Genomic DNA, 24897 nt, shown 5'->3' with positions numbered 1-24897 from the left:
GGGCGGTGATGATGGCCACGGTGGCGTCTCCTCGGGCCCGGACGCATCATCTGACCTGATGCTGCGGCGGCGGGCCGGTGGTTGCGAAACATCGCGTTGGAGAGGAATATCGGGCATCGGCGCGCCGCCGACCAACCGGTTCTCGATAAGCGATGGATAAGCCCTGTTAATGGATAAGCCGGCCTCGACCCGTTTGCCGCCGCTGCCTGCCGTCCGGGTGTTCGAAGCCGCGGCCCGGCATCTCAGCTTCACCAAGGCCGCCGCCGAGCTCGGCATGACCCAGGCGGCGGTGAGCTACCAGATCCGGCTGCTGGAGGACCGGGTCGGCCTGCCGCTGTTCCGCCGGCTGACCCGCAAGGTGGCGCTGACCGAGACCGGCGAGCGGCTGGCGCCCACGGTGACCGAGGCACTGTCGCGGCTGGCAGGGGCCTTCGCCGCGGTGCGGGAGGAGACGGGCGGCACACTCGCGGTCACCACCGTCCACACCTTCGCCTCGAACTGGCTGGTGCCGCGGCTCGGCCGGTTCCAGCTGGCCCAGCCCGGCATGGCGGTGCGGCTGGACACCATGCACAAGATGATCGACTTCACCCGCGACGAGTTCGACATCGGCATCCGCTACGGCCGCGGCATCTGGCCGGGGCTGGAGGCGCATTGGCTGATGGCGGTCGACTGCACGCCGGTGTGCAGCCCAGCCCTGGTCGACCGGGCCGGCGGGCTGAAGCACCCGCGCGACCTGCTGAAGCTGCCGCTGATGTGGGACATGGGCGACACCTGGCAGCGCTGGTTCGCCACCGCCGGGGAGGCGGTGCCGCAATCGGTCGCCGATGACGGGTTGCGCTTCGACTCGCAGCTGATGATGGGCCAGGCCGCCCGGGCCGGGCAGGGGGTGGCGTTGCTCAATCCCCTGTTCTTCGCCGAAGAGATCGCCGCCGGCCAGTTGGTGCAGCCCTTCCCGACCATGGTGCGGGAGGAGGGTGGCTACTACATCGTCTATCTCGAAAGCCGGCGCACGGTGCCGAAGATCACCGCCTTCCGCGACTGGCTGCTGGCCGAACGCGCCGCCGACGAGGCCGCGGCCGGGTGACGGCGTGGATTGACTCTTTGTTCTTGTTATGTTCTGATCGTGGTATGAATGATCGAATGAACCCAACTAGAATTCCGTCCGCCGTCCTGCCGACGTCGGATGAGTGGGCCCGCGAAGCCGAGATGTTGGCCGAGATGGCGGAACTTCAACGGGGATTGACCGAGGCATTTCAGGCAGCCCGCGACAGGATCGGTCCCCTTGGGACGCCGTCATCGCGAGGCGCGAAGCCGCCTGCGGGCTCGCGATGACGACCCCGTCAACGGCGCGATCTCAGACCGGCCGGGTGACTCCGTCATAGGTCAGGACGGCGCCGTACAGCTCCGGCCGGCGGTCGCGGAACAGGCCCCAGCTGGCGCGCTGGGCCCGGATGGCGTCGAGGTCGAAGCGCGCCACCAGCACCTCCTCCGCGCCGCGTCCGGCCTGGGCCACCAGGGCACCGGTCTGGTCGGCGATGAAGGACGAGCCGTAGAAGGTCTGCGTGAAGCGCTCGCCCTCCTCGGTGCCGATCCGGTTCGACGCCACCAGCGGGATCAGGTTCGCCCCGGCATGGCCCTGCATCACCCGGGTCCAGTGCGGCTGGCTGTCCAGCGCGCCATCCTGCGGCTCGCTGCCGATCGCGGTCGGGTACAGCAGCACGTCGGCGCCCATCAGCGCCATGCAGCGGGCGGCCTCCGGATACCACTGGTCCCAGCAGATGCCGCAGCCGACATTGCCGTAGCGGGTCTTCCACACCCGGAAGCCGGTGTCGCCGGGGTTGAAGTAGAACTTCTCCTCATACCCCGGCCCGTCCGGGATGTGCGACTTGCGATAGACGCCCAGCACGCTGCCATCGGCGTCGACCATGGCGATCGAGTTGTAATAGGCGTTGTGGGCGCGCTCGAACACGCTGACCGGCATCGCCACCTGCAGCTCCGCCGCCAGCGCCCGGAAGCGCTCGACCACCGGGTGGCCGTCGATCGGCTTGGCCAGGGCGAAGTGCGACTGCAACTGGTCGCGGCAGAAATACGGGGCGGCAAACAGCTCCTGCGGCAGCACGATCTGGGCGCCGCGGCCGGCGGCCTGGCGCACCAGGGCCTCGACCCGGTCCAGGGTCTCGGCCTCGTTCCAGGTGGAGAAGGTCTGGGTGGCGGCGACAGTCAGGATGGTCATGGTCGGCTACCAGCGATGGTGGACATGCGGTGCGATCAGGCGATCGTACAGCTCGCGGGTCGCCTCCATCTGCGCCGGGCTGAACGGCGGCAGGTCGGCGGCCGCGGCGTTGCCGCGCGATTGCTCCGGGCTGCGGGCGCCGGGGATGGCGGCGGAGACGGCGTCGTGCATCTGGATCCAGCGCAGCGCCGCCTGGGCCATCGGCACGCCGTCCGGCAGGATGCGGCGCAGTTCTTCCACCGCCTGCAGCCCGACCTCGAACGGCACGCCGGCGAAGGTCTCGCCGACATCGAAGGCCTCGCCGTTGCGGTTGAACTGGCGGTGGTCATCGGCCGAGAAGCTGGTGTCGCGGGTGATCTTGCCGGTCAAGAGGCCGCTGGCCAGCGGCACCCGGGCCAGGATGGCGACATCCGCCGCCTTGGCCAGGCCGAAGAACAGCTCCGCCGGGCGCTGGCGCAGGATGTTGAAGATGATCTGGACCGAGGCGACGCCGGGATAGCCGATCGCCTTGATCCCTTCCTCGACCTTCTGCACCGACACGCCGTAATGGTGGATCTTGCCGGCGCGGACCAGCCCGTCCAGCCCCTCGAACAGGGCGGGGGTATAGTAAACCTCGGGCGGCGGGCAGTGCAGCTGCACCAGGTCCAGCGTCTCCATCTCCAGGTTGGCGCGCGACCGGTCGATGAAGGCTTCCAGCGCCTCGATCGTGTACGCCTCGGCGACATGCGGGTTGAGGCGGCGGCCGGCCTTGGTCAGCACCTTGACCCGGTCCTTGATCTCCGGCCGCTCGCGCCGCAGCCGGGCGATGATCTTCTCGCTGCGGCCGTCGCCATAGACGTCGGCGGTGTCGATCAGGGTGACGCCGGCATCGATCGCGGCGTTCAGCGCGGCCAGGGCGTCGGTCTCGCCGACATCGCCCCAGGAACCGCCGATCTGCCAAGCGCCGAAGCCGATGGCGGAAACGGTCCAGCCGGTCTTGCCGAAGCGGCGGGTCTGCATGGGGGGTTCTCCCTAGACGGATTGGGGCTGGCGCCGGCGGGGCCGGCTGTCGGCGGCGCTGGTGCGGCCGCGGGCGCGGCGGCGCTCCTTCAGGCGCTGCAGGATGGCCAGCCGCTGGCTGTTGTCGGTGTCGCGCCACACCGCGATCTCCTCGGCCGTGCGCAGGCAGCCGGCGCACAGGCCGGTGTCGGCCTCGAGCGTGCAGACGCCGGTGCAGGGCGAGACGATGGGGGGCAGGTCGCTGGTCATGACCCCTTCCAGTTAGCCCGGCCGGCGCCCGGGTTCAAGGCGATGCGTGTGACATCCGATGGTCCGCGTGCCAGTGTCGTGACCGGGCGAGGCCGGGTCGCAGGCACGATGGCCGGTAAGGCCCCGCGGCGTAGCATCGGAAGCCTGGGAGAAGGAAACGCGCCATGACCGATTCTGTCGTGACTCCGCCGGATGATGCCGCAGCCGTAGACGCCCCGGAGGGTGGCCGGGCCGGTCGCCGCGGCCGGGGCGGGGCCGAGGCCCGGCGGGCCCTGCGGCGCGGCGGCGGCCTGCAGCAGCTGAAATACATCTCGCGCAAGATCCCGCTCTACGAGGTGCTGCAGACCGACGGGCTCGAACTGATCGAACACAACGCCGACACGGTGCTCGAGGAGATCGGCCTCGAATTCCGCGACGACGAGGAAACGTTGGAGATGTGGAAGGCGGCCGGGGCCGATGTGAAGGGCACCCGCATCCGCTTCCCGCGCGGGCTGTGCCGCCAGCTGGTCCAGGCCACCGCGCCGCGCGAATTCACCCAATATGCGCGCAACCCGGACCGTACGGTCCAGATCGGCGGCAACAACACCGTCTTCGCCCCGGTCTACGGCCCGCCCTTCATCCGCACCCTCGACGAAGGCCGCCGCTATGCCCGGATCGAGGATTTCCAGAATTTCGTGAAGCTCGCCTACATGACGCCGGTGATGCACCATTCCGGCGGCACCGTGTGCGAGCCGGTCGACCTGCCGGTGAACAAGCGGCATCTCGACATGGTCTATTCCCACATCAAATACTCTGACAAACCCTTCATGGGGTCGGTGACGGCGCCGGAGCGGGCGGAGGACACGGTCGCCATGGCGCGGCTGGTGTTCGGTGAGGAGTTCGTCGACAAGAACTGCGTGCTGATCAGCCTGATCAACGCCAATTCGCCGATGGTGTGGGACGGCACCATGCTCGGCGCCCTCAAGACCTACGCCCGCGCCAACCAGGCTGTCATCGTCACCCCGTTCATCCTGGCCGGCGCCATGGCGCCGGTGACCAGCGCCGGCGTGCTGACCCAGACCCTGGCCGAAAGCCTGGCCGGCATGGCGACGGCGCAGCTGTGCCGCCCCGGCGCGCCCGTCGTGTTCGGCTCCTTCGCCAGCTCGATCTCGATGCAGTCGGGCGCGCCGACCTTCGGCACGCCGGAACCGGCCCTGGTGCTGTACGGCGCCGCCGCCCTGGCGCGCCGCCTTGGCGTGCCGTTCCGCTCCGGCGGGTCGCTCTGCGGCTCGAAGGCGCCGGATGCGCAGGCGGCGTTCGAAAGCGCCAACACCCTGTTGCCGACCATGCTGGGCGGGGTGAACTTCGTGCTGCATGCTGCCGGCTGGCTCGAAGGCGGCCTCGTCAGCTCCTATGAGAAGTTCATCCTCGACACCGACCAGCTCGGCATGATGCAGGTGATGGCCGAGGGCATCGACCTCAGCGAGAACGGCCAGGCGATGGACGCGATCCGCCAGGTCGGCCCCGGCAGCCATTACCTCGGCTGCGACCACACCCAGCGCAATTTCGAGAACGCCTTCTACCGCTCGACCATCGCCGACAACAATTCCTACGAGCAGTGGGAGGCCGAGGGCCGGCAGGACGCCTCGCAGCGCGCCAACAAGATCTGGAAGCGGATGCTGGAGGAATACGAGGCCCCGGCGATCGACCCCGCGATCGACGAGGCGTTGCAGGACTTCATGCGCCGCAAGAAGGACAGCATGCCCGACCCCTTCACCTGACGGCGCCGGGCTCCTAGCCTGACAGCGTCTCGGCCTTGCGCAGGGCCGGGAACAGCCGCATCCACAGCAGGGCGACGACGACGGTGCCGACGCCGCCCAGGATGCCGGCGGGCACCGCGCCCAGCAGGCCGGCGACCATGCCGGATTCGAATTCGCCGAGTTGGTTCGAGGTGCCGACGAACAGCGAGTTCACCGCGCTGACCCGGCCGCGCATCGCGTCCGGCGTCAGCAGCTGGACCAGCGAGCTGCGGATGACGACGCTGACGTTGTCGGCGGCGCCGAGCACGGCGAGGGCGGCGAGCGACACTGCGATGTTGGTCGAGGCGGCGAACACCACGGTGGCGGCGCCGAACACGATCACCGCCGCGAACATCTTGCGGCCGACCGCGCGGCGCAGCGGCACCCGGGTCAGCACCGCCGACATCAGCAGCGCCCCGATCGCCGGCGCCGACCGCAGCAGGCCCAGGCCCCAGGGGCCGGTCTGCAGGATGTCATGGGCATAGATCGGCAGCAGCGCCGTCGCCCCGCCCAGCAGCACCGCGAACATGTCCAGCGAGATGCTGCCCAGGATCACCGGTCGGCTGCGGATAAAGGCGATGCCGGAGAAGACGGAGCGCAGCGTCGCGGGCTCCCGCCGTGGCACCGACCGCTCCAGCCGCATGAAGGTCATCATGCCGCCGGCGGCCAGGAAGCACACCGCGGCGACCGCGAAGGGCGCGGTGGTGCCGACGGCATAGAGCAACCCGCCGACGGATGGGCCGATGATCGTCGCCGTCTGCATGGCAGAGGAGGAGATGGCCAGCGCCCGCGGCAGGATCGCGGCCGGCACGATCGCCGGCAGCAGCGCCGCCATGGTCGGCTGCTCGAAGGCCCGGGCGGCGCCCAGCACCAGCACCGCGGCGAAGACGCCGGGCACCGTGAGCCAGTCGTCGTAGATGGCGAAGGCCAGCACCGCCAGCGTCACCCCTTCGATCAGCTGGCAGATCTGGGCGATCCGGCGGCGGTCGTACTGGTCGGCGACATGGCCGACCACCAGGGTCAGCACCACCATCGGCAGGAACTGGAACAGGCCGACCAGCCCGAGGCTGTAGGCGCTGCCTGTGCGGGCATAGACCAGCCAGCCGACCGCGACGGCCGACATCTGGTAGGCGATGGCGGACAGCACCCGCGCTGCCCAGACGATCGGGAAGGACGGGTGGTCGAGCAGCCGGTCCCGGCCGATGGCGTCAGTGCCCATGCGCGATGACCTCGGGGGAGGTGAGCATGGCCGGAAACGCCTGGGGGACGGCGGCCGAACTCGAAGGACGGAAGCGGGGTTGCCGGGGCCGTGGGGGGCAGCCGCCGACAGACCCGGCGATAGCGCATTTCGGCGGCGGCGGAAAGTCCGGCGGCGTGTCTGTCATCGATGCGTAACAAAATGTCTTTGCAAATGATTTTCCTTGTCGAGGCTTCGGCGCTGGCGCAGAGTGCCGACCCTGCAGGTCGGAGAACGACCCGCGAGGGCCCCACCCAAAGTGGATCGCCGTCAGCCCTCGCTTTTGTGTGTTCGTCGGTTTGGTGCCCGGTCCCCCCCGGCGCCGATTGCGGTTCACCAGGTTCCGTCGCGACGCCGGCGGACATGCAGAGGTTGGTCTTCACCTGCTGAACAATACCGGCACGACGTGGATCCCGGTCCGCAGGATGCCGCAACGATAAAAGCCGCTGGAGGAATCGCCATGGCTGGTCAGCACCGCAGGCGTCCCAGGACGAGTCCGGCCCCGCTTCGGGCGGACGATCATACGGTTTCCCCTGTTTCGCCGCCGGCTGCGAATGATGCCGTTGCCCCGGTTCCGGCGATGGAGATCAGGGATATGGATCTTTTGGCCAAACCTCTCGACCCGCCGGCGGCCCGCCGGTCCTGCGTCCAGACCGCACTGCGCGCGGAGATCCTATGCCGCGGGATGCGCCTGTCGCACGCCGAATTCACCCGGCGCTATGGGCCGCCCACCGCGATCTTGCGCAACTGTGCCCCTGCGGTCGCACGCTCGGACGGCGACAAGGCCTGACTGGCTGGCAAAGGCCGGTTTGCTCTGGCAATCCCTAGAGCACGCCGGCCTTCAGCCCTGCCAGCACCAGGCGCAGCACGCGCTGGAGGCCCTCTGGGTCGATCCGGCCGGCGTTCATGCGCATGTGATAGGGGTGGTGGAACGCCTGGGTGGCGTGCAGCACGGCTGCCGCCGCCGGCTCGACCTCCGCGACCCGGAACACGCCCTGGACGACGCCATCGCGGATGATGGTGGCGAGTTGGCGCCGCATCTCGGCGAGATGGGCGTCGACCACCGTCCGTGCTTGGCTGGACAGGCGGTGATAGGTCTCGAACAGCTCCGGGTCGTCCTGCACCCGGCGCCGCTTGTCCTCGGACAGGGCCAGCGCCCACTGCTCCAGCCGCTGCTCCGCTGGCCCGTCGCCATCGGCGATGATCGCCAGCGGGTCACTGACCGTCTTCAGCCAGCGTGCCATCACCGCATCCTGCAGATCCGCCTTGCTGGCGAAATGCCGGTAGACATTGCCGTGGCTCATGCCCAGCGCCCGGGCGATGTCGCTGACGGTGGTCTTGCCCGGCCCGAACCGGCGCAGCAGCGTCTCGGCGCTTTCCAGGATGCGGTCGCGGGTGTCGGGCACTGTGTCCATTGCACGGGTTGTACCGCGTTCGCGTGATCGCGTCTCCGGGCATGCGGCGGCCGACAGCTGTGGCATACCGCCGGCTTCGGTGCTACCGGGGAAGCGGACATGGTGGCGGCGAGGACGGGCATGCGTTGGGAGGGGCGGACGGTGACGGCGCGGGCCTGGGTTCGGCTGCCGTCGGGCAAGCGGCTGGACCTGCTCAATCCGACACCGTTCGACTGGGACGACCGCGACCTGGCGCTCGGCCTGGCCCGGACCTATCGCTGGGGTGGGCACTCGGCGTGGCCGATGCCGCTGTCGGTGGCGCAGCATTCCCTGGCGGTGCTGGCCCTGTGCCGCGCCTGGGCGCCGGCGCCGCTGTCGCCGCTGGCCGAGCTGCGCGAACTGCTGCACGACGCCGATGAAGGGCTGCTCGGCTTCGATCCGCTGTCGGTGATCAAGCCGTTCCTGGGCCAGGAGTTCCGCGACCTGACCATGCGGCTGGAGGATGCGGTGTTCCAGCGCTACGGGCTGGTGCGCTGGACCGCGGCCGAGAAGACGTTCCACAAGCGCGCCGACCGGGTGGCGGCGGCCAGCGAGGCGATCCATGTCGTCGGCTGGACCCGCGAGGAGGTCTCGAAGGTGCTGAAGATCCGGTTCCAGCCGGTCGAGGACGACCCGCTGCTGCCGGTCTATGGCGGCACGGCCTGGGAGGCTTGGCCCCCCGACCTGGCGGCGGACCGGTTCCTGGATGAGCTGCGGCGCCTCGTGGCCGAGGCGGCGCGGGCTCAGGCCTGACGCGGCGGCAGCAGCACCAGCCGCAGGGCGATCGCCAGTGCCGCCAGCGACAGCGCGCCGATCAGCACGGTGACGCCGGGCCAGCCCCAATCGGCCCAGGCGATGCCGCCGAGCGAGCCGACCACGCTTGACCCGAAATAATAGAAGAACAGATAGAGCGATGAGGCCTGGGCGCGAGCCTGCACCGCCCGGCGGCCGACCCAGCTGCTGGCCACCGAATGGGCGCCGAAGAAGCCGAAGGTCAGCACCGCGATGCCGGCGATGATCGCCCACAGCGCGTCGCTGCGGGTCAGGGCGATGCCGACCAGCATCAGCGCAATCGGCGCCCAGAACACCCGGCGGCGGCCCAGCACCCCGGCGAGATGGCCGACCCAGATCGAGGCGCCGATGCCGATGAGATAGACGATGAAGATCGCCGCCACCGCCGTCTGGCTCAGCCCGTAGGGCGGCGCCAGCAACCGGAAGCCGGTGTAGTTGTACAGGGTGACGAAGGCGCCCATCAGCAGGAAGCCTTCCAGGAACAGCCAGCGCAGCCCGGGGTCGCGCAGATGGTCGGCAAAGGCGGTCAGCAGCAGCCGCGGACGCAGCGGCCGCGGTGTGAAATGGGCCGAAGGCGGCAGGCTGCGCCAGAACAGCCAGCCGCAGACCAGGCCGCTGATTCCGACCACGCCGAGGCCGAGCCGCCACGACACCAGGTCGGTCAGGATACCGGCGATCAGCCGGCCGCCGAGGCCGCCGACGGCGCTGCCGCCGATGAACAGCCCCATGGCCAGGCCGATCGATTTCGGGTGCATCTCCTCGCTGACATAGGCCATGGCCACGGCCGGCAGACCGCTGAGCGACAGCCCCATCAGCATCCGCAGCACGAGCAGGCCATGCCAGGATGGCATCGCCGCGGCCAGGATGGTCAAGGCCGCCGAGGCGAACAGCGACGCCACCATGACCGGCTTGCGGCCCCAGCTTTCAGACAGGGCACTGGCCACCAGCATGGCGAAGGCCAGGGTGCCGGTGGTCAGCGACAGCGACAGGCTGCTTTCCGCCGCGCCGACCCGGAAGACGTCGGCGAACACCGGCATCAGCGGCTGCACGCAGTACAGCAGGGCGAAGGTGGCGAAGCCGGCTGCGAACAGCGCCAGGTTGGTGCGGTGGAACGCGGCCGTGCCGTGCTCGATATAGGCGACGACATCCTCGGCCGCGATGGTGGCGGCGGAGGGCAGGGCGGCCGACGGTCCGGCCCCGGACAGGGGAAGCGCCGTCATGCTGGCAGATGGGGTCACGGGAACACGCCTCCGGCCGGACCAGAGGGATGGGGTCCGGCACACTCAAAAGATGGCGTCGCAGATTGATAGTGTCCAATATGTAAAACAGCATATTTAATAGCTTGTGCGAATGATCCGATGGAACTCCGGCACCTCCGCTACGTCGTGGCCCTGGCTGAGGAGCTGCATTTCAGCCGGGCGGCGGCCCGGCTCGGCATCTCGCAGCCACCCCTGAGCCAGCAGATCCAGGCGCTGGAGGAAGAACTCGGCGCCCGGCTGTTCGAACGGACCAACCGCCGGGTAGCGCTCACCGAGGTCGGCCGGCTGTTCCTGGACCAGGCGCGGTCGGTGCTGGCCGGGGCGGAGCGGGCGATGGAGGTGGCACGCCGGGCCCAGCGCGGCGAGATCGGCCAGATCCGCATCGCCTTCACCGCCTCGGCCCCCTTCACCACGCTGATCCCGCAGGCGATCTTCGCCTTCCGCCAAGCCTATCCCGATGTACACCTGGAATTGCAGGAGATGGCGACGCGGCAGCAGATCGAGGCGCTGGCCGAACGGCGGCTGCAGATCGGCTTCCTGCGCAACCCGACCTTCCCGCCGGTGCCGGAAGAGCTGGCGGTGCGCGAGCTGTTCCGCGACCCGCTGGTGGCCGCACTGCGCGCCGACCACCCGCTGGCCGCCGGCGCACCGGGCCCGATGCCGCTGTCCGACCTCGCCGCCGAATCCTTCGTCTGCTACCCGCGCGACGCCGGCACCAGCCTGTACGGCCAGATGATCAGCCTGTGCCGCGCCGCGGGATTCAATCCCCGGATCGGGCAGGAGGCGCGCGAGATCTCGACCATCGTCGGGCTGGTCGCGGCCGGACTTGGAGTCGCGCTGCTGCCGGCTTCGCTGCAGCGCATCCAGGTCGACGGCGTGGTGTTCCGGCGGCTGAGCGACACCGGCGCGGTGACCACGATGTGGCTGACTTGGCGACATGACGAGACTTCGCCGGCGGCGCGAGCCTTCATCGACACGGCCGCCCGCATCGCCCCGCCGGCCGAGGCCGGACCGGTTCATAGCGGCAGCCGCTAGATGTAGCCGGGGGTCATCGCCAGCCGGCCACAATTAGTATGAATTTTCGAAGTCGCCCGTTCTTTTCGCTGGTGCAGCAAGATCGTTGGTGAGACGCTTATCCTTGGCGACGAGATTTCCGTCGTCAGTGATCGGAAAGGCGACATGCGACGGGCACCAGCCTGGCATCACCATCCGCTTCCCGGCTCTGGCCTGGGCCAGACTCAGCATCGACATTCGTTCGAACGCCCCCTCGCAGGGGCGTTTGTCGTTTGTGGTCGCCCGCTTCCGATCCGTGACCTGTCCTGTTCCACCCGACCCGAAGGAGGACTCGGTAAATGAGAGCTCCCTGTGAAGGAGGCGGTGCCTGGGATCCGCTCTTCGAGGATACACGCGAGAGCAAAGGACGACGTATCATGGCCAAACGCAGCGTTTCCACCGCCCGTATCGTCCCGATCAGCGAGGGGTATGACGATGATTTCCGGGAGCAGAGCTACCTGAAGACGGTCAAGCCGCGGACCGCCAATCAGGAGGTTCTGATGAAGGCGATCGAAGCGCATGCCATGACCCTGGCGCTGGGGCCCGCGGGCACCGGCAAGACCTATCTCGCCGTGTCCAAGGCTGTCGAAGCACTCAACGCCGAACGCGTCAGCCGGATCGTGATCACCCGGCCGGTGGTGGAGGCAGGGGAAAGCCTCGGCTACCTGCCCGGCGACATCAACGAGAAGATGGACCCCTGGATGCGTCCGATCTACGACGCGCTGTCCGACCGTCTGGGCGCCAAGCAGGTACGCCAGATGACCAAGGAAGGCATCGTCGAGATCGCGCCGCTGGCCTATATGCGCGGCCGCACCATCTCGCGCAGCTTCGTCATCGTCGACGAGGCGCAGAACATGACCTTCCAGCAACTCAAGATGCTGCTGACCCGCCTGGGCTGGCATTCGACCATGGTCATCACCGGCGACCCCGACCAGACCGACCTGCTGCCCGGCCTGTCCGGGCTGGAGGAAGCAGCGAAGCGGCTCCTGCCGCTGGATGCCGTCGCCGTCGTCCGGCTGACCACCCAGGACATCGTGCGCCACCCGCTGGTGGCGGCGATGATGCCGCTGCTGGCCTGACCCGAAGCCGGCCGGTCCGCACGGGACCGGACGGCCGTTCGGCGGTTTCGGATTCTTTCAGCCAGCATTTTCTCAGCCGGCATATTGAAGCTACAGTCACTGTAGCTCCCATCTCCGCCTCATGTGTGGGCCGTGCCGGTGCGGTGCCGGCCAGGGCCACGCCCTGATAACATCGCCACCGGGCGTGTCGATCGAGGGGGAGATAGAATCATGAGCGGCAATCACGGCGCCGGCAGCAACGAGCGCAGCCTGTGGATCGCGCTGGCGCCGACCGCGATCTTCATGGTGGCGGAAATCGCCGGCGGCCTGTTCACCGGCAGCCTGGCGCTGATCTCGGACGCCGCGCATATGGCGACCGATGTCATCGGCCTTTCGATCGCGATCGTGGCGATCCGGATCGGCCGCCGGCCACCGGATGCGCGCCGCAGCTTCGGCTATGAGCGTTTCGAGATCCTGGCGGCGGCGTTCAACGCCCTGCTGCTGTTCGGCGTTGCCCTCTACATCCTATATGAAGCCTGGCGCCGGCTGAACGAGCCGGCGGAGGTCAATTCCACCGTGATGCTGGTGATCGCCGGGCTGGGCCTGGTCGTGAACCTGTTCGCGGTCTGGATGCTGCGGTCGCGGCAGGCCAACAGCCTGAACGTCAAGGGCGCCTATTTCGAGGTGCTGAGCGACCTGCTCGGGTCGGTCGGCGTCATTGCGGCGGCGATCATCATCCGCCTGACCGGCTGGGAATGGGTGGATTCGCTGATCGCCGTGGCCATCGGCTTCTGGGTGCTGCCGCGAACCTGGACCCTGCTGCGGCAGAGCGTGAACATCCTGCTCGAAGGCGTGCCCGACGGCATCGACCCGGCGGCGGTGCATGGCGCGTTGCGGGACCTGCCCGGGGTTACCGACGTCCACGACCTGCATGTCTGGGCGCTGACCGGCGGCCGGGTGTCACTGACCGCCCATCTGGTGGTGCCGGGGGACGCCGCGGCGATCTCCCCACTGCTGGACCAGGCCCGCGGCATGCTGCACGACCGATTCGACATCGGCCATGTCACGCTGCAATGCGAGCCCGTGCCCTGCGCCGACGCGGCCGCCGGCCACCGCTTCCTCTGAGGCCGCGGCGCGGAACCATCCTTGCTTGAATCCCATTTTTCAGGCGGGGCCGGCGACACGGGCCGGCCTTGCCGCAGCGGAAAGGGAAGACAGAAGATGGCGATCACTGGACGCAAGACGACGCGCCGCAAGACCGAGGCGCCGGACACCCGGACCGTCGATCCCGAGGTGCCGTTCGAGGAGGTTCCGACCGACGCGGCGGCATCTGCCGTCGACGAAGCACGGATCCGCAACCGGGCGCATGAGATCTGGCTGGAGGAAGGGCGGCCCGACGGTCAGGCGGCCGAGCATTGGCATCAGGCGGAACAGGAGCTCCGCAGCCGCGCCGGATAGCATCGCGGGCCAAAAGAAAGGGCAGGTCCAATGCCTGCCCCGACTTCTGCCGCGGTGTCGTCAGTGTGTCCGCTGTCCCGACAGGCCGCCCTTGCGTCCGGCTTCCGCCGCCCGTTCCCGGTCGTTGGCGAAATTGCCGCCGCTCTCCTGGCCGCCTTTCCGCCCTGCCGCGGCAGCGCGCTGCGGATCGTTCTTGAAGTTGCCGCCGCTCTGCTGGCCGCCCTTTCGTCCCGCCTCGGATGCGCGGGCCGGGTCATGGGCAAAATTGCCGCCGCTCATCTGTCCGCCTTTTCGACCGGCTTCCGCGGCTCGTTCCCGGTTGTGGGCGAAGTTTCCGGCGCCGCCGCGGTGTTGGGTCTGGCTGTTCGCCATAGTCCAAAGCTCCCTTGCTGTGGGCTCACTTCAAGGGAATAGAGTGCGAAGGGACGCGGTTCCCAGTGAAAAATCCTTAATTTTCAGCCGATTCGATGGGCTTCGCTTGGCTTGATCGGGTTGCATGCGACGTCGCGATGGATGCCGGGCCGGGGCGGATCTAAGCTGGCCATGCCTTGTCCTGCGGTGGTGATTCAGATGCGATCCCGGCCCTCATCCCGTCTCCTGCTGATCGATTCCACCGGCCGCGTGCTGCTGTTCAAATTCGTCCACACCAGCGGCGCCCTGGCTGGTCGGCAATATTGGGCGACGCCGGGCGGCGGGGTTGAGGAGGGGGAGACGTTCGAGCAGGCCGCGATCCGCGAACTGGCCGAGGAAACCGGTGTGCGAGTCGCGGATGTCGGCCGGGAGGTCGGGCGCCGGCTGTTCGAACTGCAGCTGACGGACGGAGAAATCGTGCTGGCCGACGAGCGTTTTTTCGCGGTTTGCGCGACAGACGTCGAGATCTCCCGCGATGGCTGGTCGGAAGCCGAGCGTGAGGTGATGGCCGATCACCGCTGGTGGTCGGCGGAGGCGCTGGCGCAGACCGCCGAGCTGGTCTACCCCGAGAATATTCCCGATCTGCTCCGTGCCGCAGCCGACAGGCGGGGCTAGAACATCGTGTTCGGGTTCGCCGCGGTTTCCGGCACGGGCTGGATCACATCCCAATGCTCGACGATCTTGCCGTCGGCGACGCGGAAGATGTCGACGATGGCGCGGCCGCGGTCGTCCGGCCCGCTGGTCGACAGCACATGCAGTGCCACGAGGTCGCCTTCGGCGATGACCTGCTTGATCGCGCTGGTGGCCTGCGGCGCCTGCTGGAACCGCGTGCTGAGGAAGCGGATGGTGGCGGCCGCCCCGTCGGGCACGCCCGGATTGTGCTGGGTGTAGGTCGGGCCGACATAGCGGTCGAACGCCTCCTGCACCCGATGCTGTACGAAGGCCATGCGGTAGAATTCCACGACCATGGCTTTCGCGTCCGGTGCTTTCGCCCGGGCCCGCATCGTGGGGAAGGCCGCGGCAGCGATGGCGGCAGCCCCGGCGACGAGGCTGCGGCGGGCAAGCGGAAGCGACATGACGTCTCCTGCGATGCGCGGAATGGACGCGGTTCCGATCCGATGGTCGGTTACGATAAGATACCGGCGACGCCATGGTGGCCCCGGGGCGCCCGGGCCTGCAAGACGGGTTCGTGGCGTTACCTGGTGACGCCGACGTCACCAGGGCCGGACACAGGAGACAGGAGCAGATCGATGGTGGCGCGCAAGATGGTGGATGGGGCTTTCCATCCCTGTCCGATCCGCGATGTGCTGGACCGGGTCGGTGATCGCTGGAGCTTGCTGGTGCTGCGGACGCTGGCGCCGGGGATGATGCGCTTCACCGTGCTCAAGCGCGCGATCGGCGACATCTCCCAGCGCATGCTGGCGCAGACGCTGCGCCGGCTGGAACAGGACGGGCTGGTGTCGCGCACCGTCCATCCGACCGTTCCGCCGCGGGTCGATTATGCGCTGACGCCGCTGGGCGTGTCGCTGATGGAGCCGCTCGATTCCCTGGTCCGCTGGGCCGACACGCATCATGGCCAGATCCGCGCCACGCGGATGGCCTATGTGCCGCCGACGGCCGAGGCGGCGTAGCCGGCCGTCAGGTGATCGGTGCCTGCGCCACCTGCTCGAGCGCCGCGGCATCCAGCATCTGCAGCCGCCGGCTCTTGATCCGGAACAGCCCGTCGCGCTGCAGGTGCTTCAGCGTCCGGTTGGCGTGGACCAGCGAGATGCCGAGCGCATCGGCGATGTGCTGCTGGGTGATCGGGAAGGCGATGCTGCCGCCGCGCTTCATGTCCCGCGCCTCGGCCCGGTTGTGGATGTCGAGGATCAGCGCCGCCACCCGCTCCAGCGCCGTGCGCTGGCCGATCGACAGCAGCTGCTCTTCCATCTGGCGCTTCTGGTCGGCGGCAAGTGCTGCGAAGCGGAAGGCGATGTCGGGCTGGGTCTCGTACAGGTCGGCGATGTCGCGATAGGCGACAACGCAGAGCGAGATGTCGGTGACGGCTTCGATCGAGGTGACCGCGCTCTCGAAGAACTGGGCCTGGAAGCCGATCACGTCGCCCGGCAGGATGAAGGACAGGATCTGGCGGCGGCCGTCCTGCAGCTCCTTGTACCGGATCGCCCAGCCGGAGGTGACGCTGTAGAGCGGCGGGTTGAGATCCCCTTCCAGCATGATGGTGTCGCCGGCGGCGAAGGCGACATCCTCGACCCGGCGCTGCTGGATGTAGTCGAGCAGCTCGGGGTCGAGAATCCTGAGCTGCGGCGCATCGGTGTCGACCTTCGCGGTCACATCATGGGGAGACATGGGCAGGATGGCTCCGGTGCTGCGGACGGTTGTCTGTGGCCTGATCAACGTCGCAAGCGGCTTCGGTGTTCCGTCTCGCTGCGGCGCGGCTCGAGACGGCGGGTTCGCTCGCTTGACACCGTAAAATCGATCGTCGCATGATGAAATAATTATCGCTTCGGAAAATTTTTTGCGATCGCTTGGTCATGACTCGGCGATCGCCAAAAAACAGGGAGAGGCCATGTCGATCTCGACGCGGGCGCTGGCCGTGGCGGTCCTTGCCGCCATCGCGGCTGTCGGTTCTCCGGCCATTGCCAAGACGCTGGTCTATTGCTCCGAAGCCAGCCCGGAGAGCTTTAACCCGATGTTCGCCAGCGCGGATTCCACCATGGATGCGGTGGCGCGGACGATCTATGACCGGTTGGTCCGGTTCAAGCCGGGCACCACCGAGGTCATCCCCTCCCTGGCCGAGCGCTGGGACATCTCCGATGACGGCCGCATCTACACCTTCCACCTGCGCCCGGGCGTGAAGTTCGAGGCCAATGCCGCCTTCACCCCGACCCGGGCGCTGACCGCGGACGATGTGGTCTATTCCTTCGACCGGCAATGGCAGGCCGACAATCCGTTCCATGCCCTGGGCGGGTCCAGCTACGAGTATTTCGAGGCGCTGGGCCTGGGTGGCATGCTGCAGTCGATCGACAAGGTCGACGACCTGACCGTCCGCTTCACCTTGAAGGTGCCGAACGCCACTTTCCTGGCCACCATCGCGCTCGACTTCGCCTCGATCCAGTCGCTGGAGATGGCGCAGGCCATGGTGGCCAAGGGCACGCCGGAGGTGCTGGACCAGACGCCGGTCGGCACCGGCCCCTTCGTGCTGCAGGCCTATGAGCCGGATTCCCGCATCCGCTACAAGGCCAACCCCGATTATTGGGACGGCAAGCCGCCGATCGACACGCTGGTCTTCGACATCGTGCCGGACGCGACGGTGCGGGTGTCCAAGCTGCTGGCCGGGGAATGCCAGATCACCACCCAGCCGCTGGCCACGGCACTGCCGCAGCTGAAGCAGGACCCGGATATCACGGTGCTGCAACGGCCGGGCGACAATCTCGGCTATCTCGGCTTCAACCTGGACAAGAAGCCGCTCGGTGACGTCCGGGTGCGGCGGGCCCTGGCGATGGCGATCAATCGGCAGGCGATCGTCGAGGCGGTGTACCAGGGCGCCGGCACGCTGGTGAATTCGGCCCTGTCGCCGGTCGAATGGGGCGCGGCCAGGGACCTGAAGGGCTACGCCTACGACCCCAAGGCGGCCAAGGCGCTGCTGGCCGAGGCCGGCTATCCCGACGGCTTCTCGCTGTCGCTGTGGGCGATGCCGGTATCGCGGCCCTACAACCCCGACGCCCGGCGGATGGCGGAGCTGATCCAGGCCGACTGGGCGGCGGTCGGGGTGAAGGCCGAGATCGTCAGCATGGAATGGGGCGCCTATCTCAACCGCACCCAGGCGGGCGAACATGATGCGCTGCTGCTGGGCGGCACCAGCGACAACGGCGATCCCGACAACACCCTGACCTTCGTCCTGGCCTGCGGCGACCAGAACCGCATGCGCTGGTGCGACAAGCCGTTCAACGCCCTGCTGGACCAAGCCCGCAGCACCACCGACCAGACCAAGCGGACAGCGCTCTACGTCAAGGCGCAGCAGATCGTGGAAGACCAGGTGCCGCTGATCCCGATCGCCAGTTCGATCGTCTCGATGCCGATCCGCAAGGGTGTGCTGAATTATGTGCTCGACCCGTTCGGGCGGCAGGACTTCGCCAAGGTCGATCTGGCGGACTAGCCGGGCAGGGAGAAGCGGCATGGCAAGGGATGTGACAACGGCGATCGAGGACATTCTCGACGCCTTCGTGGCGAAGGGCATTGTCGGCGCCTCGGTTGCGGTGGTGAGGTCCGGCGAGGTGCCGCTGACGGTCTGTGCCGGCCTGGCCGACCGGGAGCGGGGCGTCGCGGTCGAGCCGCACCATCTGTTCAAGAACGGCAGCTGCACCAAGACCTTCGTCGCGGCCACGCTGATGCGCCTGGCCGCGGCCGGGCGGGTGGCGCTGGACCGGCCCGTGGCGGAGTGGTTCCCGGATCTGCCGCAGGGCGACCGGATCCAGGTGCGCCAGCTGATCAACCACCGCAGTGGCCTGCCGGAATTCGAATTCGACATCCCGATGATGCCCGGCCGGGTCTGGGCGCCGCAGGAGATCGTCGACCTCGCCTTCCGGGTGCGGCCGCAGGAGGACCCGGGGCAGCGCTGCTCCTACAGCAACACCGGTTATGTCCTGGCCGGCATGCTGATCGAACGGCTGACCGGCGGCCCACTGGCGGCCGAGGTCCGGCGCCAGGTGCTGGAGCCGCTCGGCCTGGCGGACAGCTTCTCGGCCGCCGGCGAGGCCTTCCCGGAAGACCGGCTGGTGCGTGGCTACTACCATCGGCCGCCGCCGCCGCCCGGTGCCCCCCTGTCGCTGGAGCAGGGCGGCGAGATGTGGAACATGAACGGCGTGCTCGATTATTCCGACGCACTGCAGGATTCGACCGCGCTGTTCCCGTTCTCCGAGGCCTATGCCGCCGGCGACATGGTGGCGACGCCGCGGGACATGGCGCTGTTCCTCGACGGGCTGTTCGGCGGCCGGCTGTTCGGCCTGGACTGGCTGCGGCAGATGGCGGAAGATCGCTGGCCGGTCGGCTTCCCCGGCACGCGGATGCGTGAATCCGGGGCGGGGCTGTTCCTCTCCGCCTATGCCGGGCGGACAACCCTCGGCCACCAGGGCAGCCTGCCGGGCTATGTCTCGGTCATGCAGCATGATCCGGAGACCGGCATCAGTGCGGCGCTGGTGACCAACACCGGCTCGGGCAACCGGCTCAGCTTCCAGGCCTCGGGTCTGCACGAGGCGTTCGACCGCATCCTGGCGGCCGCATCGGCCTGAACCGCAGGATGGGCGTGAAGGGCTGGGGCGCCGAAGCCCTTTTCCCGTGGGACCTAATCGTCTTAGACTGAACCCACCGACCCGGATTGCCGGGCCATGGACACCCGGCCGCCCGGCCATCGCCGGCGGCGGACACCCAGACGGAACGAGATCATGGACTATACGAGACTGGGCCGGACCGGCCTTGAAGTGTCGCGTCTTTGCCTCGGCTGCATGAGCTACGGCGAGCCCGGCCGCGGCAACCATGCCTGGTCGCTGGGCGAGGCGGAAAGCCGTCCCTTCATCCGCAAGGCGCTGGACCTCGGCGTCAATTTCTTCGACACGGCGAATGTCTACTCGGATGGCAGCAGTGAGGAGATCGTCGGCCGGGCGCTGAAGGACTTCGCCCCGCGCGACGAGATCGTGCTGGCCACCAAGGTGCACGGCCGGATGCGGCCGGGGCCGAACGGGGCCGGCCTGTCGCGCAAGGCGATCCTGGGCGAGATCGACGCCAGCCTGCGCCGCCTCGGTACTGATTATGTCGACCTGTACCAGATCCATCGCTGGGACCCGGCGACGCCGATCGAGGAGACGCTGGAGGCGCTGCACGACGTGGTGAAGGCGGGCAAGGCCCGCTATGTCGGCGCCTCGTCGATGTATGCTTGGCAGTTCGCCAAGGCGCTGCACCTGGCTGACCGGCACGGCTGGACCCGCTTCTCGACCATGCAGAACTACGTGAACCTGCTGTATCGTGAGGAGGAGCGCGAGATGCTGCCGCTGTGCCAGGCGGAGGGCATCGGCGTGATCCCGTGGAGCCCGCTGGCCCGCGGCCGCCTTACGCGGGATTGGGACGAAACCAGCGCGCGGTCGGAGACCGACGTCTTCGGCAAGACGCTCTATGCCGCGACGGCCGAGGCCGACCGCAAGGTGGTGGAGGCGGTGGCGGAGGTCGCCCGGGCCCGCGGCGTGCCACGGGCGCAGGTGGCCCTGGCGTGGCTGATGCAGAAGCCCGGCATCACCGCGCCGATCGTCGGCGCCACCAAGGTCGAGCATCTCGACGACGCCGTGGCCGCCCTGGCGCTCGGCCTGACGGCGGAGGAGATCGCGACGCTGGAAGCGCCCTATGTGCCGCACCAGGTGACCGGCTTCGCCTGAGGCAGCCGACGAGGAAGGCCGCATCGGATTGACCCCGCGGCGGCGGCGGGGCTATGTCGGGGCGGGGCGATCGGGCCCCGCCGGAACCGTCGGAGCCCCCATGCCGCGTCGCCTGCCGCTCGCCCTCGTCCTGCTCGTCGCCGCCTGCTCCACCCAGCCGGGAGGGCTCGGGCCGCGCACGGGCTACCAGCCGCAGACCAGCGCGCATCTGACCGGGGCGGTCGCCGTCAACACGATGAACTTCCGGCCGCGCACCGGCGTCGCGCCGCAAAGCAGCGTGCAGGACGTGCCGGGCTATGTCACCGGGGCGCTGAAGGCGGAGTTGCGCCGCGCCGGCGCCCGGCTGGATTCCAGCCGCTGCATCCTCGACGGCACCATCCGCGACTTCAATGTTGAGCGGGCAGGGGCGGAGGAGCATTACGGCCTCGACATCCGCTATGTCCTGACCGTCGGCAACGACATCCCGTTCGACCAGGCGATCGGCACCACCTTCACCGTGCCGCGCGGCCAGTCGGTCGACCAGGCGGTCGACGCCGGGATCGCCAAGAACCTCAACATCCTGCTGAAGGACGACTGGTTCCAGACCCTGCTGGTGCGCGAGTGCAACGGCCGCAGCTAGGACCGGTTCGAGAGGGGTGGCCTGCCCGTGGCCACCCCACCAATTCCCTTTGGTATCACTTATAGAACACCTATATTGACCCCTCGGATCGGGACAAACCCGCTCGCGTGACCAGACAGGGGGACGGGATGGGATCCTTCGTTCGGGGCTGCCTCGCCGCGATGATCGTGATCGCGGCGCCGCTGCTGGCCCGGGCCGATGCTGTGTCGGAAACGCGGGGGCCGAACGGCGAGACGCCGGTCGACTACAGGGAGATCGTCCTGTCCGACCAGGAGAAGGCCGAGGTCCGGCAGGGCGGCTACAAGGCCGCCATCCTGATGCACACCACGTCGGACTTCTCCAACGCCCTCGAGGCCGGCGCCAAATCCGTGTTCGAGGAGCTGAATATCCGGCTGGTGGTCACCACCGATGCGGAGATGGATCCGTCCAAGCAGCGCACCGATGTCGAAACCGCGATGGCGATGCAGCCCGACCTGCTGATCGCGCTGGTGATCGACCCGGTATCCGGCGCCGTGGCGTTCCGCCCGGCGGTCGCGGCCGGGATGAAGCTGGTCTTCGTCAGCAACCTGCCCAACGGCTTCGAGCACGGCCGGGACTATGCCGGCATCGTCACCGACGACCTGTTCGGCATGGGCCGGGCGATGGCCGAGATGATGGCCGACGGCCTGGGCGGGCAGGGCAAGGTCGCCCTGATCTATCACGACGCCAACTACTACGTGACCAACCAGCGCGACCGGGCTGTCAAGGCCGTGCTGGCCGAACGCTACCCCGGCATCGAGATCGTCGCGGAGAAGGGCATCGCCAATCCGGAGGATGGCGAGGCCGTCGCTTCGGCGATCCTGACGCAGCACCCCGATATCCGTGCGATCTATGCCCCGTGGGATGCGATCGCCGAAGGCGTGGTCGCCGCGGCGCGGGCCGCCGGGCGCCGCGACTTGCAGGTCTATACGATGGATCTCGGCGCGGCCAATGCGGTGGACCTGGTCAAGGGCGGCAACATGGCCGGCATCGTCTCCGACCTGCCCTACGAGATCGGCCGGACGCTGGCCCGGATCGGCGCCAAGAGCCTGCTGAAGGAGGACACGCCGTCGTTCGTGATCGTGCCGGCGACCAAGATCACGCGCCTGAATATCGCCGGGAAGTGGCGGGAGATCCTGAACCGGGACGCCCCGCAGGAAGTCCTCGACGCCCTGAACTGACCGCTATTCGATCGGACCGGCGGCCGGACCGCCCGCGCAGGATTGAGACACGATGCAGCCACTCGCCATCGACGCCGTCGGGCTCCGCAAGAGCTTCGACGGCACCGTGGTCCTCGACGGGGTCGATTTCAGCCTTCGCCGCGGCAGCGTCCATGCGGTGGTCGGCCAGAACGGCGCCGGCAAATCGACCCTGATGAAGCTGCTGAACGGCTTCCATCCGCGTGATGGCGGCCTGATCCATGTCGACGGCACGCCGCGGCAGTTCCGGTCGACGGCGGATGCCCGGGAGGCCGGCATCGCCATGGTCTACCAGGATCTGAGCCTGATCCCGAGCATGACGGTGGCAGAGAACGTCTTCCTGGGCCGCACCGGCGCCAGGCGCAGCAGCTTCTACGACGCGCGTGCCGCCGCCGCCATGGCAGGCGAGATGCTGGAGGCGATCGGCGTCGGCATCGACATCGCGGCCGAGCAGCCGGTCGAGGATCTGAGCCCCGGCCAGCAGCAGCTGGTCGAGATCGCCAAGGCCCTGGCCAGCGATGCCACGACCCTGATCCTTGACGAGCCCACCGCGTCGCTGGCGCACACCGAGATCCGCATCCTGTTCAACGTGATCCGCCGCCTGAAGGCGCGCGGTATCGCCATCGTCTACATCACCCATTATCTCAAGGACGTCTTCGAGATCTGCGACGAGGTCACCGTGCTGCGCGGCGGCCGGACCGTCTACCGTGCGGCGACGGCGGAGAGCGACCTCAAGACCGTGGTCCGCGAGATGCTGGGCCAGGAGCCCGGCCAGCGCCTCGGCTGGCAGCGGGCGCGGCCGGACACCGGGCTGTCATCCCCGCCCATCCTGGAGGCGCGTCGGGTCAGCACCGATGCGGTCGACAACATCTCGCTGAGCGTGCATGCCGGCGAGGTGGTGGGGCTGGCCGGCCTGCTGGGCAGCGGCCGGACCGAGATCCTCAAGGCGCTGTTCGGGCTGGACCCGGTGCGCAGCGGGGAGATCCTGATGGACGGCCGGCCGATCAAGCTGGCCGGGCCGCAGAGCGCGATCGAGCAGGGCATATACCTGGTGCCGGAGGATCGGCGCGGCCAGGGCCTGGTGCTGGACTTTTCGGTCGAGGACAATGTGCTGATGTCGGTGCTGGACAGCCTCAGCCGCGGCCTGCTGCTGGACCGCCAGCGGGGACGCGTCATCACCGAGGGCTTCATCGAGCGCCTGCGGGTCAAGACCGCCGGGTCGGACCAGCCGGTGCGCTATCTCTCCGGCGGCAACCAGCAGAAGATCGTCATCGCGAAATGCCTGAGCAGCCAGTCCAAGGTGCTGCTGCTGGACGATCCCACCTTCGGCGTCGACATCCACGCCAAATACGAGATCATGGAGATCATCCGCAACTATGTGCGGGACGGCAACGCGGCGATCTTCGTCTCTTCGGAATACTCCGAGATCGCGGCATTCTGCGACAAGACATACATCGTCAGCCGGCGTTCGATCGTCGACTGCGTCGACAATGACGGGCTGACCGAGGATATGCTCCTGCGGGCAATTCAGTGAGGGGGGATGTCGCATGCTGACGGACGTCATGGGGCGCCTGAAGGACGGAAGGCTGCCGCCGCGCTGGCGCGAATACTTCATCCATGCGGTGTTCGTCGGCATCTTCGTGTTCTTCGCGGCGACGCTGCACGACAAGGGCTTCCTGTCGGCCTTCAACCTGATGAACATCGCCCGTCAGACGGCGATGATCGCCATCATGGCGGTGGGCATGACCTTCGTGCTGTCGGCGGCGGAGATCGACCTGTCCTTCGGTGCCGTCGTCGCCCTGTCCGCCATCATCTGCGCCCTGGTGCTGCGCCACACCGGCAACATGGCGCTGGCCAGCGGTGCTGCGCTAGCGACCGGCACCCTGATCGGGGCGATCAACGGCTTCTTCGTCACCCGGGTCGGCATCCCGTCCTTCCTGGTGACGCTGGGCACCCTGGGCATCGTCACCGGCGTGGCGCGCTGGATCTCCAACCTGCAATCCATCCCGGTGGCGCATGAGACCTTCGTCTTCGTCTTCGGCGGCGGCGACATCGGCCCGGTGCCGGTGCTGTTTCTGTGGACCTTCGGCGTCGCGGCGCTCGGCGCGCTGGTGCTGAACAAGACCGCCTTCGGCAAGCAGGTGATGGCCACCGGCGGCAACAAGATCTCGGCCCTCTATTCCGGCATCCAGGTCGGCCGCATCAAGCTGCAGGTGCTGATGCTGAACGGCTTCCTGGCCGCCCTGGCCGGGATGCTCTATGCCGGCCGGCTGCAGGGCGCGCGTTACACGCTGGGCGAAAACGACCTGATGATCGTGATCGCCGCTGTCATCATAGGCGGCACCAGCCTGTTCGGGGGCAAAGGCACGGTGATCGGCTCGGTCCTCGGCGCCCTGATCATGGGCATGGTCAACAACGGCCTGATCCTGATGGGTCTGTCGGTCGACCAGCAGATGATCCTGCGCGGCGTCATCATCATCGCCGCGGTGACCCTGACCATGGGCACCATCCTGAAGACCAAGAAGATCAAGCGCTGAGCGACAGCCTCTGGCGCGCGCATGAAAACGCCCCGGCCGCAGGGCGGCCGGGGCGAGGGGAGGGATGGAGGCCTTACAGCAGGGCGTCGAAATGGCTGCCCGCTGCGTAGAGGTGAGGCTGGTTGTGCTCTGAATCGCTCGT

25 protein-coding genes are annotated in these 24897 nt (G+C 68.3%); 16 read left to right on the top strand and 9 right to left on the bottom strand.

Annotation, left to right across the window (positions count from 1 at the left end; translation table 11 throughout):
* Nucleotides 1–169 precede the first annotated feature (169 nt).
* Entirely contained in the window at nucleotides 170–1084 is a 915-nt protein-coding gene (gene gcvA, locus AC3XYG_RS12755; RefSeq protein WP_489140212.1) for a transcriptional regulator GcvA, read from the top strand.
* Between the two features lie 270 nt (nucleotides 1085–1354).
* On the opposite strand, the gene aguB is transcribed toward gcvA, so the two are convergent.
* Genes aguB through AC3XYG_RS12740 form a run of 3 tightly spaced genes read right to left on the bottom strand, consistent with a single transcriptional unit; the run spans nucleotide 1355 to nucleotide 3481 of the window.
* The gene (gene aguB, locus AC3XYG_RS12750) at nucleotides 1355–2233 is read right to left on the bottom strand and encodes an N-carbamoylputrescine amidase (RefSeq protein WP_489140211.1); all 879 of its coding nucleotides are present in this window, start codon (nucleotides 2231–2233) and stop codon (nucleotides 1355–1357) included.
* Between the two features lie 6 nt (nucleotides 2234–2239).
* Nucleotides 2240–3232 (bottom strand): aldo/keto reductase, encoded by a 993-nt coding sequence (locus AC3XYG_RS12745; RefSeq protein ID WP_489140210.1) that lies wholly within the window; start codon nucleotides 3230–3232, stop codon nucleotides 2240–2242.
* A gap of 12 nt (nucleotides 3233–3244) precedes the next feature.
* A complete protein-coding gene (locus AC3XYG_RS12740) occupies nucleotides 3245–3481 on the bottom strand; it encodes a DUF1289 domain-containing protein (protein ID WP_489140209.1) in 237 nt (78 codons plus the stop codon).
* A 164-nt stretch (nucleotides 3482–3645) separates the two neighbouring features.
* Here AC3XYG_RS12740 and AC3XYG_RS12735 point away from each other — a divergent pair, with 164 nt between their 5' ends.
* Nucleotides 3646–5241 (top strand): trimethylamine methyltransferase family protein, encoded by a 1596-nt coding sequence (locus AC3XYG_RS12735; protein ID WP_489140208.1) that lies wholly within the window; start codon nucleotides 3646–3648, stop codon nucleotides 5239–5241.
* Nucleotides 5242–5254: 13 nt separating this feature from the next.
* Here the strand turns inward: AC3XYG_RS12735 and AC3XYG_RS12730 are convergent, their stop codons facing one another.
* Together AC3XYG_RS12730 and AC3XYG_RS12725 are read right to left on the bottom strand one after the other, a co-directional pair.
* A complete protein-coding gene (locus AC3XYG_RS12730; protein WP_489140207.1) occupies nucleotides 5255–6478 on the bottom strand; it encodes an MFS transporter in 1224 nt (407 codons plus the stop codon).
* 842 nt (nucleotides 6479–7320) lie between these two features.
* Entirely contained in the window at nucleotides 7321–7902 is a 582-nt protein-coding gene (locus AC3XYG_RS12725) for a TetR/AcrR family transcriptional regulator (protein ID WP_489140206.1), read from the bottom strand.
* 129 nt (nucleotides 7903–8031) lie between these two features.
* On the opposite strand from AC3XYG_RS12725, the gene AC3XYG_RS12720 reads away from it, so the two are divergent.
* Nucleotides 8032–8682, top strand: a complete 651-nt coding sequence (locus tag AC3XYG_RS12720; RefSeq protein WP_489140205.1) for an HD family hydrolase — start codon at nucleotides 8032–8034, stop codon at nucleotides 8680–8682.
* On the opposite strand, the gene AC3XYG_RS12715 is transcribed toward AC3XYG_RS12720, so the two are convergent.
* Nucleotides 8673–9959: an MFS transporter gene (locus tag AC3XYG_RS12715; RefSeq protein ID WP_489140204.1), complete on the bottom strand. Its 1287-nt coding sequence runs from the start codon at nucleotides 9957–9959 to the stop codon at nucleotides 8673–8675. The genes AC3XYG_RS12720 and AC3XYG_RS12715 overlap by 10 nt on opposite strands.
* A 120-nt stretch (nucleotides 9960–10079) precedes the next feature.
* Here AC3XYG_RS12715 and AC3XYG_RS12710 point away from each other — a divergent pair, with 120 nt between their 5' ends.
* The 4 genes from AC3XYG_RS12710 (at nucleotide 10080) to AC3XYG_RS12695 (ending at nucleotide 13549) form a co-directional block, all read left to right on the top strand.
* Complete coding sequence (locus AC3XYG_RS12710) at nucleotides 10080–11015, top strand: LysR family transcriptional regulator (protein WP_489140203.1); 936 nt, start codon at nucleotides 10080–10082, stop codon at nucleotides 11013–11015.
* 395 nt (nucleotides 11016–11410) lie between these two features.
* Nucleotides 11411–12112, top strand: coding sequence for a PhoH family protein (locus AC3XYG_RS12705; protein ID WP_489140202.1), 702 nt, complete (start codon nucleotides 11411–11413; stop codon nucleotides 12110–12112).
* A 210-nt stretch (nucleotides 12113–12322) separates the two neighbouring features.
* On the top strand, nucleotides 12323–13216 hold the full coding sequence (locus tag AC3XYG_RS12700; protein WP_489140201.1) for a cation diffusion facilitator family transporter: 894 nt from the start codon (nucleotides 12323–12325) through the stop codon (nucleotides 13214–13216).
* Nucleotides 13217–13312: 96 nt separating this feature from the next.
* Nucleotides 13313–13549, top strand: coding sequence for a DUF2934 domain-containing protein (locus tag AC3XYG_RS12695; protein WP_489140200.1), 237 nt, complete (start codon nucleotides 13313–13315; stop codon nucleotides 13547–13549).
* A gap of 60 nt (nucleotides 13550–13609) precedes the next feature.
* Here AC3XYG_RS12695 and AC3XYG_RS12690 read toward each other — a convergent pair whose 3' ends face one another.
* Nucleotides 13610–13921, bottom strand: a complete 312-nt coding sequence (locus AC3XYG_RS12690) for a con-10 family general stress protein (RefSeq protein WP_489140199.1) — start codon at nucleotides 13919–13921, stop codon at nucleotides 13610–13612.
* A gap of 141 nt (nucleotides 13922–14062) precedes the next feature.
* Here AC3XYG_RS12690 and AC3XYG_RS12685 point away from each other — a divergent pair, with 141 nt between their 5' ends.
* Entirely contained in the window at nucleotides 14063–14575 is a 513-nt protein-coding gene (locus tag AC3XYG_RS12685) for an NUDIX hydrolase (protein WP_489140213.1), read from the top strand.
* Here the strand turns inward: AC3XYG_RS12685 and AC3XYG_RS12680 are convergent.
* A complete protein-coding gene (locus AC3XYG_RS12680; RefSeq protein ID WP_489140198.1) occupies nucleotides 14572–15036 on the bottom strand; it encodes a nuclear transport factor 2 family protein in 465 nt (154 codons plus the stop codon). The genes AC3XYG_RS12685 and AC3XYG_RS12680 overlap by 4 nt on opposite strands.
* Before the next feature lie 174 nt (nucleotides 15037–15210).
* Here AC3XYG_RS12680 and AC3XYG_RS12675 point away from each other — a divergent pair, with 174 nt between their 5' ends.
* On the top strand, nucleotides 15211–15591 hold the full coding sequence (locus AC3XYG_RS12675; protein WP_489140197.1) for a winged helix-turn-helix transcriptional regulator: 381 nt from the start codon (nucleotides 15211–15213) through the stop codon (nucleotides 15589–15591).
* A 7-nt stretch (nucleotides 15592–15598) separates the two neighbouring features.
* On the opposite strand, the gene AC3XYG_RS12670 is transcribed toward AC3XYG_RS12675, so the two are convergent.
* The gene (locus AC3XYG_RS12670) at nucleotides 15599–16306 is read right to left on the bottom strand and encodes a Crp/Fnr family transcriptional regulator (RefSeq protein WP_489140196.1); all 708 of its coding nucleotides are present in this window, start codon (nucleotides 16304–16306) and stop codon (nucleotides 15599–15601) included.
* A gap of 220 nt (nucleotides 16307–16526) precedes the next feature.
* On the opposite strand from AC3XYG_RS12670, the gene AC3XYG_RS12665 reads away from it, so the two are divergent.
* The 7 genes from AC3XYG_RS12665 (at nucleotide 16527) to AC3XYG_RS12635 (ending at nucleotide 24755) form a co-directional block, all read left to right on the top strand.
* Nucleotides 16527–18116, top strand: coding sequence for an ABC transporter substrate-binding protein (locus AC3XYG_RS12665; protein WP_489140195.1), 1590 nt, complete (start codon nucleotides 16527–16529; stop codon nucleotides 18114–18116).
* Between the two features lie 19 nt (nucleotides 18117–18135).
* Entirely contained in the window at nucleotides 18136–19248 is a 1113-nt protein-coding gene (locus AC3XYG_RS12660; RefSeq protein WP_489140194.1) for a serine hydrolase domain-containing protein, read from the top strand.
* Nucleotides 19249–19401: 153 nt separating this feature from the next.
* Complete coding sequence (locus AC3XYG_RS12655) at nucleotides 19402–20382, top strand: aldo/keto reductase (RefSeq protein WP_489140193.1); 981 nt, start codon at nucleotides 19402–19404, stop codon at nucleotides 20380–20382.
* Between the two features lie 100 nt (nucleotides 20383–20482).
* Nucleotides 20483–21001: a hypothetical protein gene (locus tag AC3XYG_RS12650; protein WP_489140192.1), complete on the top strand. Its 519-nt coding sequence runs from the start codon at nucleotides 20483–20485 to the stop codon at nucleotides 20999–21001.
* Nucleotides 21002–21129: 128 nt separating this feature from the next.
* Nucleotides 21130–22200: a substrate-binding domain-containing protein gene (locus AC3XYG_RS12645; RefSeq protein WP_489140191.1), complete on the top strand. Its 1071-nt coding sequence runs from the start codon at nucleotides 21130–21132 to the stop codon at nucleotides 22198–22200.
* Nucleotides 22201–22252: 52 nt separating this feature from the next.
* Nucleotides 22253–23752: a sugar ABC transporter ATP-binding protein gene (locus tag AC3XYG_RS12640; protein WP_489140190.1), complete on the top strand. Its 1500-nt coding sequence runs from the start codon at nucleotides 22253–22255 to the stop codon at nucleotides 23750–23752.
* A gap of 13 nt (nucleotides 23753–23765) precedes the next feature.
* Nucleotides 23766–24755, top strand: a complete 990-nt coding sequence (locus tag AC3XYG_RS12635; protein ID WP_489140189.1) for an ABC transporter permease — start codon at nucleotides 23766–23768, stop codon at nucleotides 24753–24755.
* Nucleotides 24756–24897 lie beyond the last annotated feature (142 nt).

Source organism: Inquilinus sp. (genome assembly GCF_057815775.1).
The sequence above is the reverse complement of the archived record's forward strand: the minus strand, read 5'-3'. Positions and strand labels throughout refer to the sequence as shown.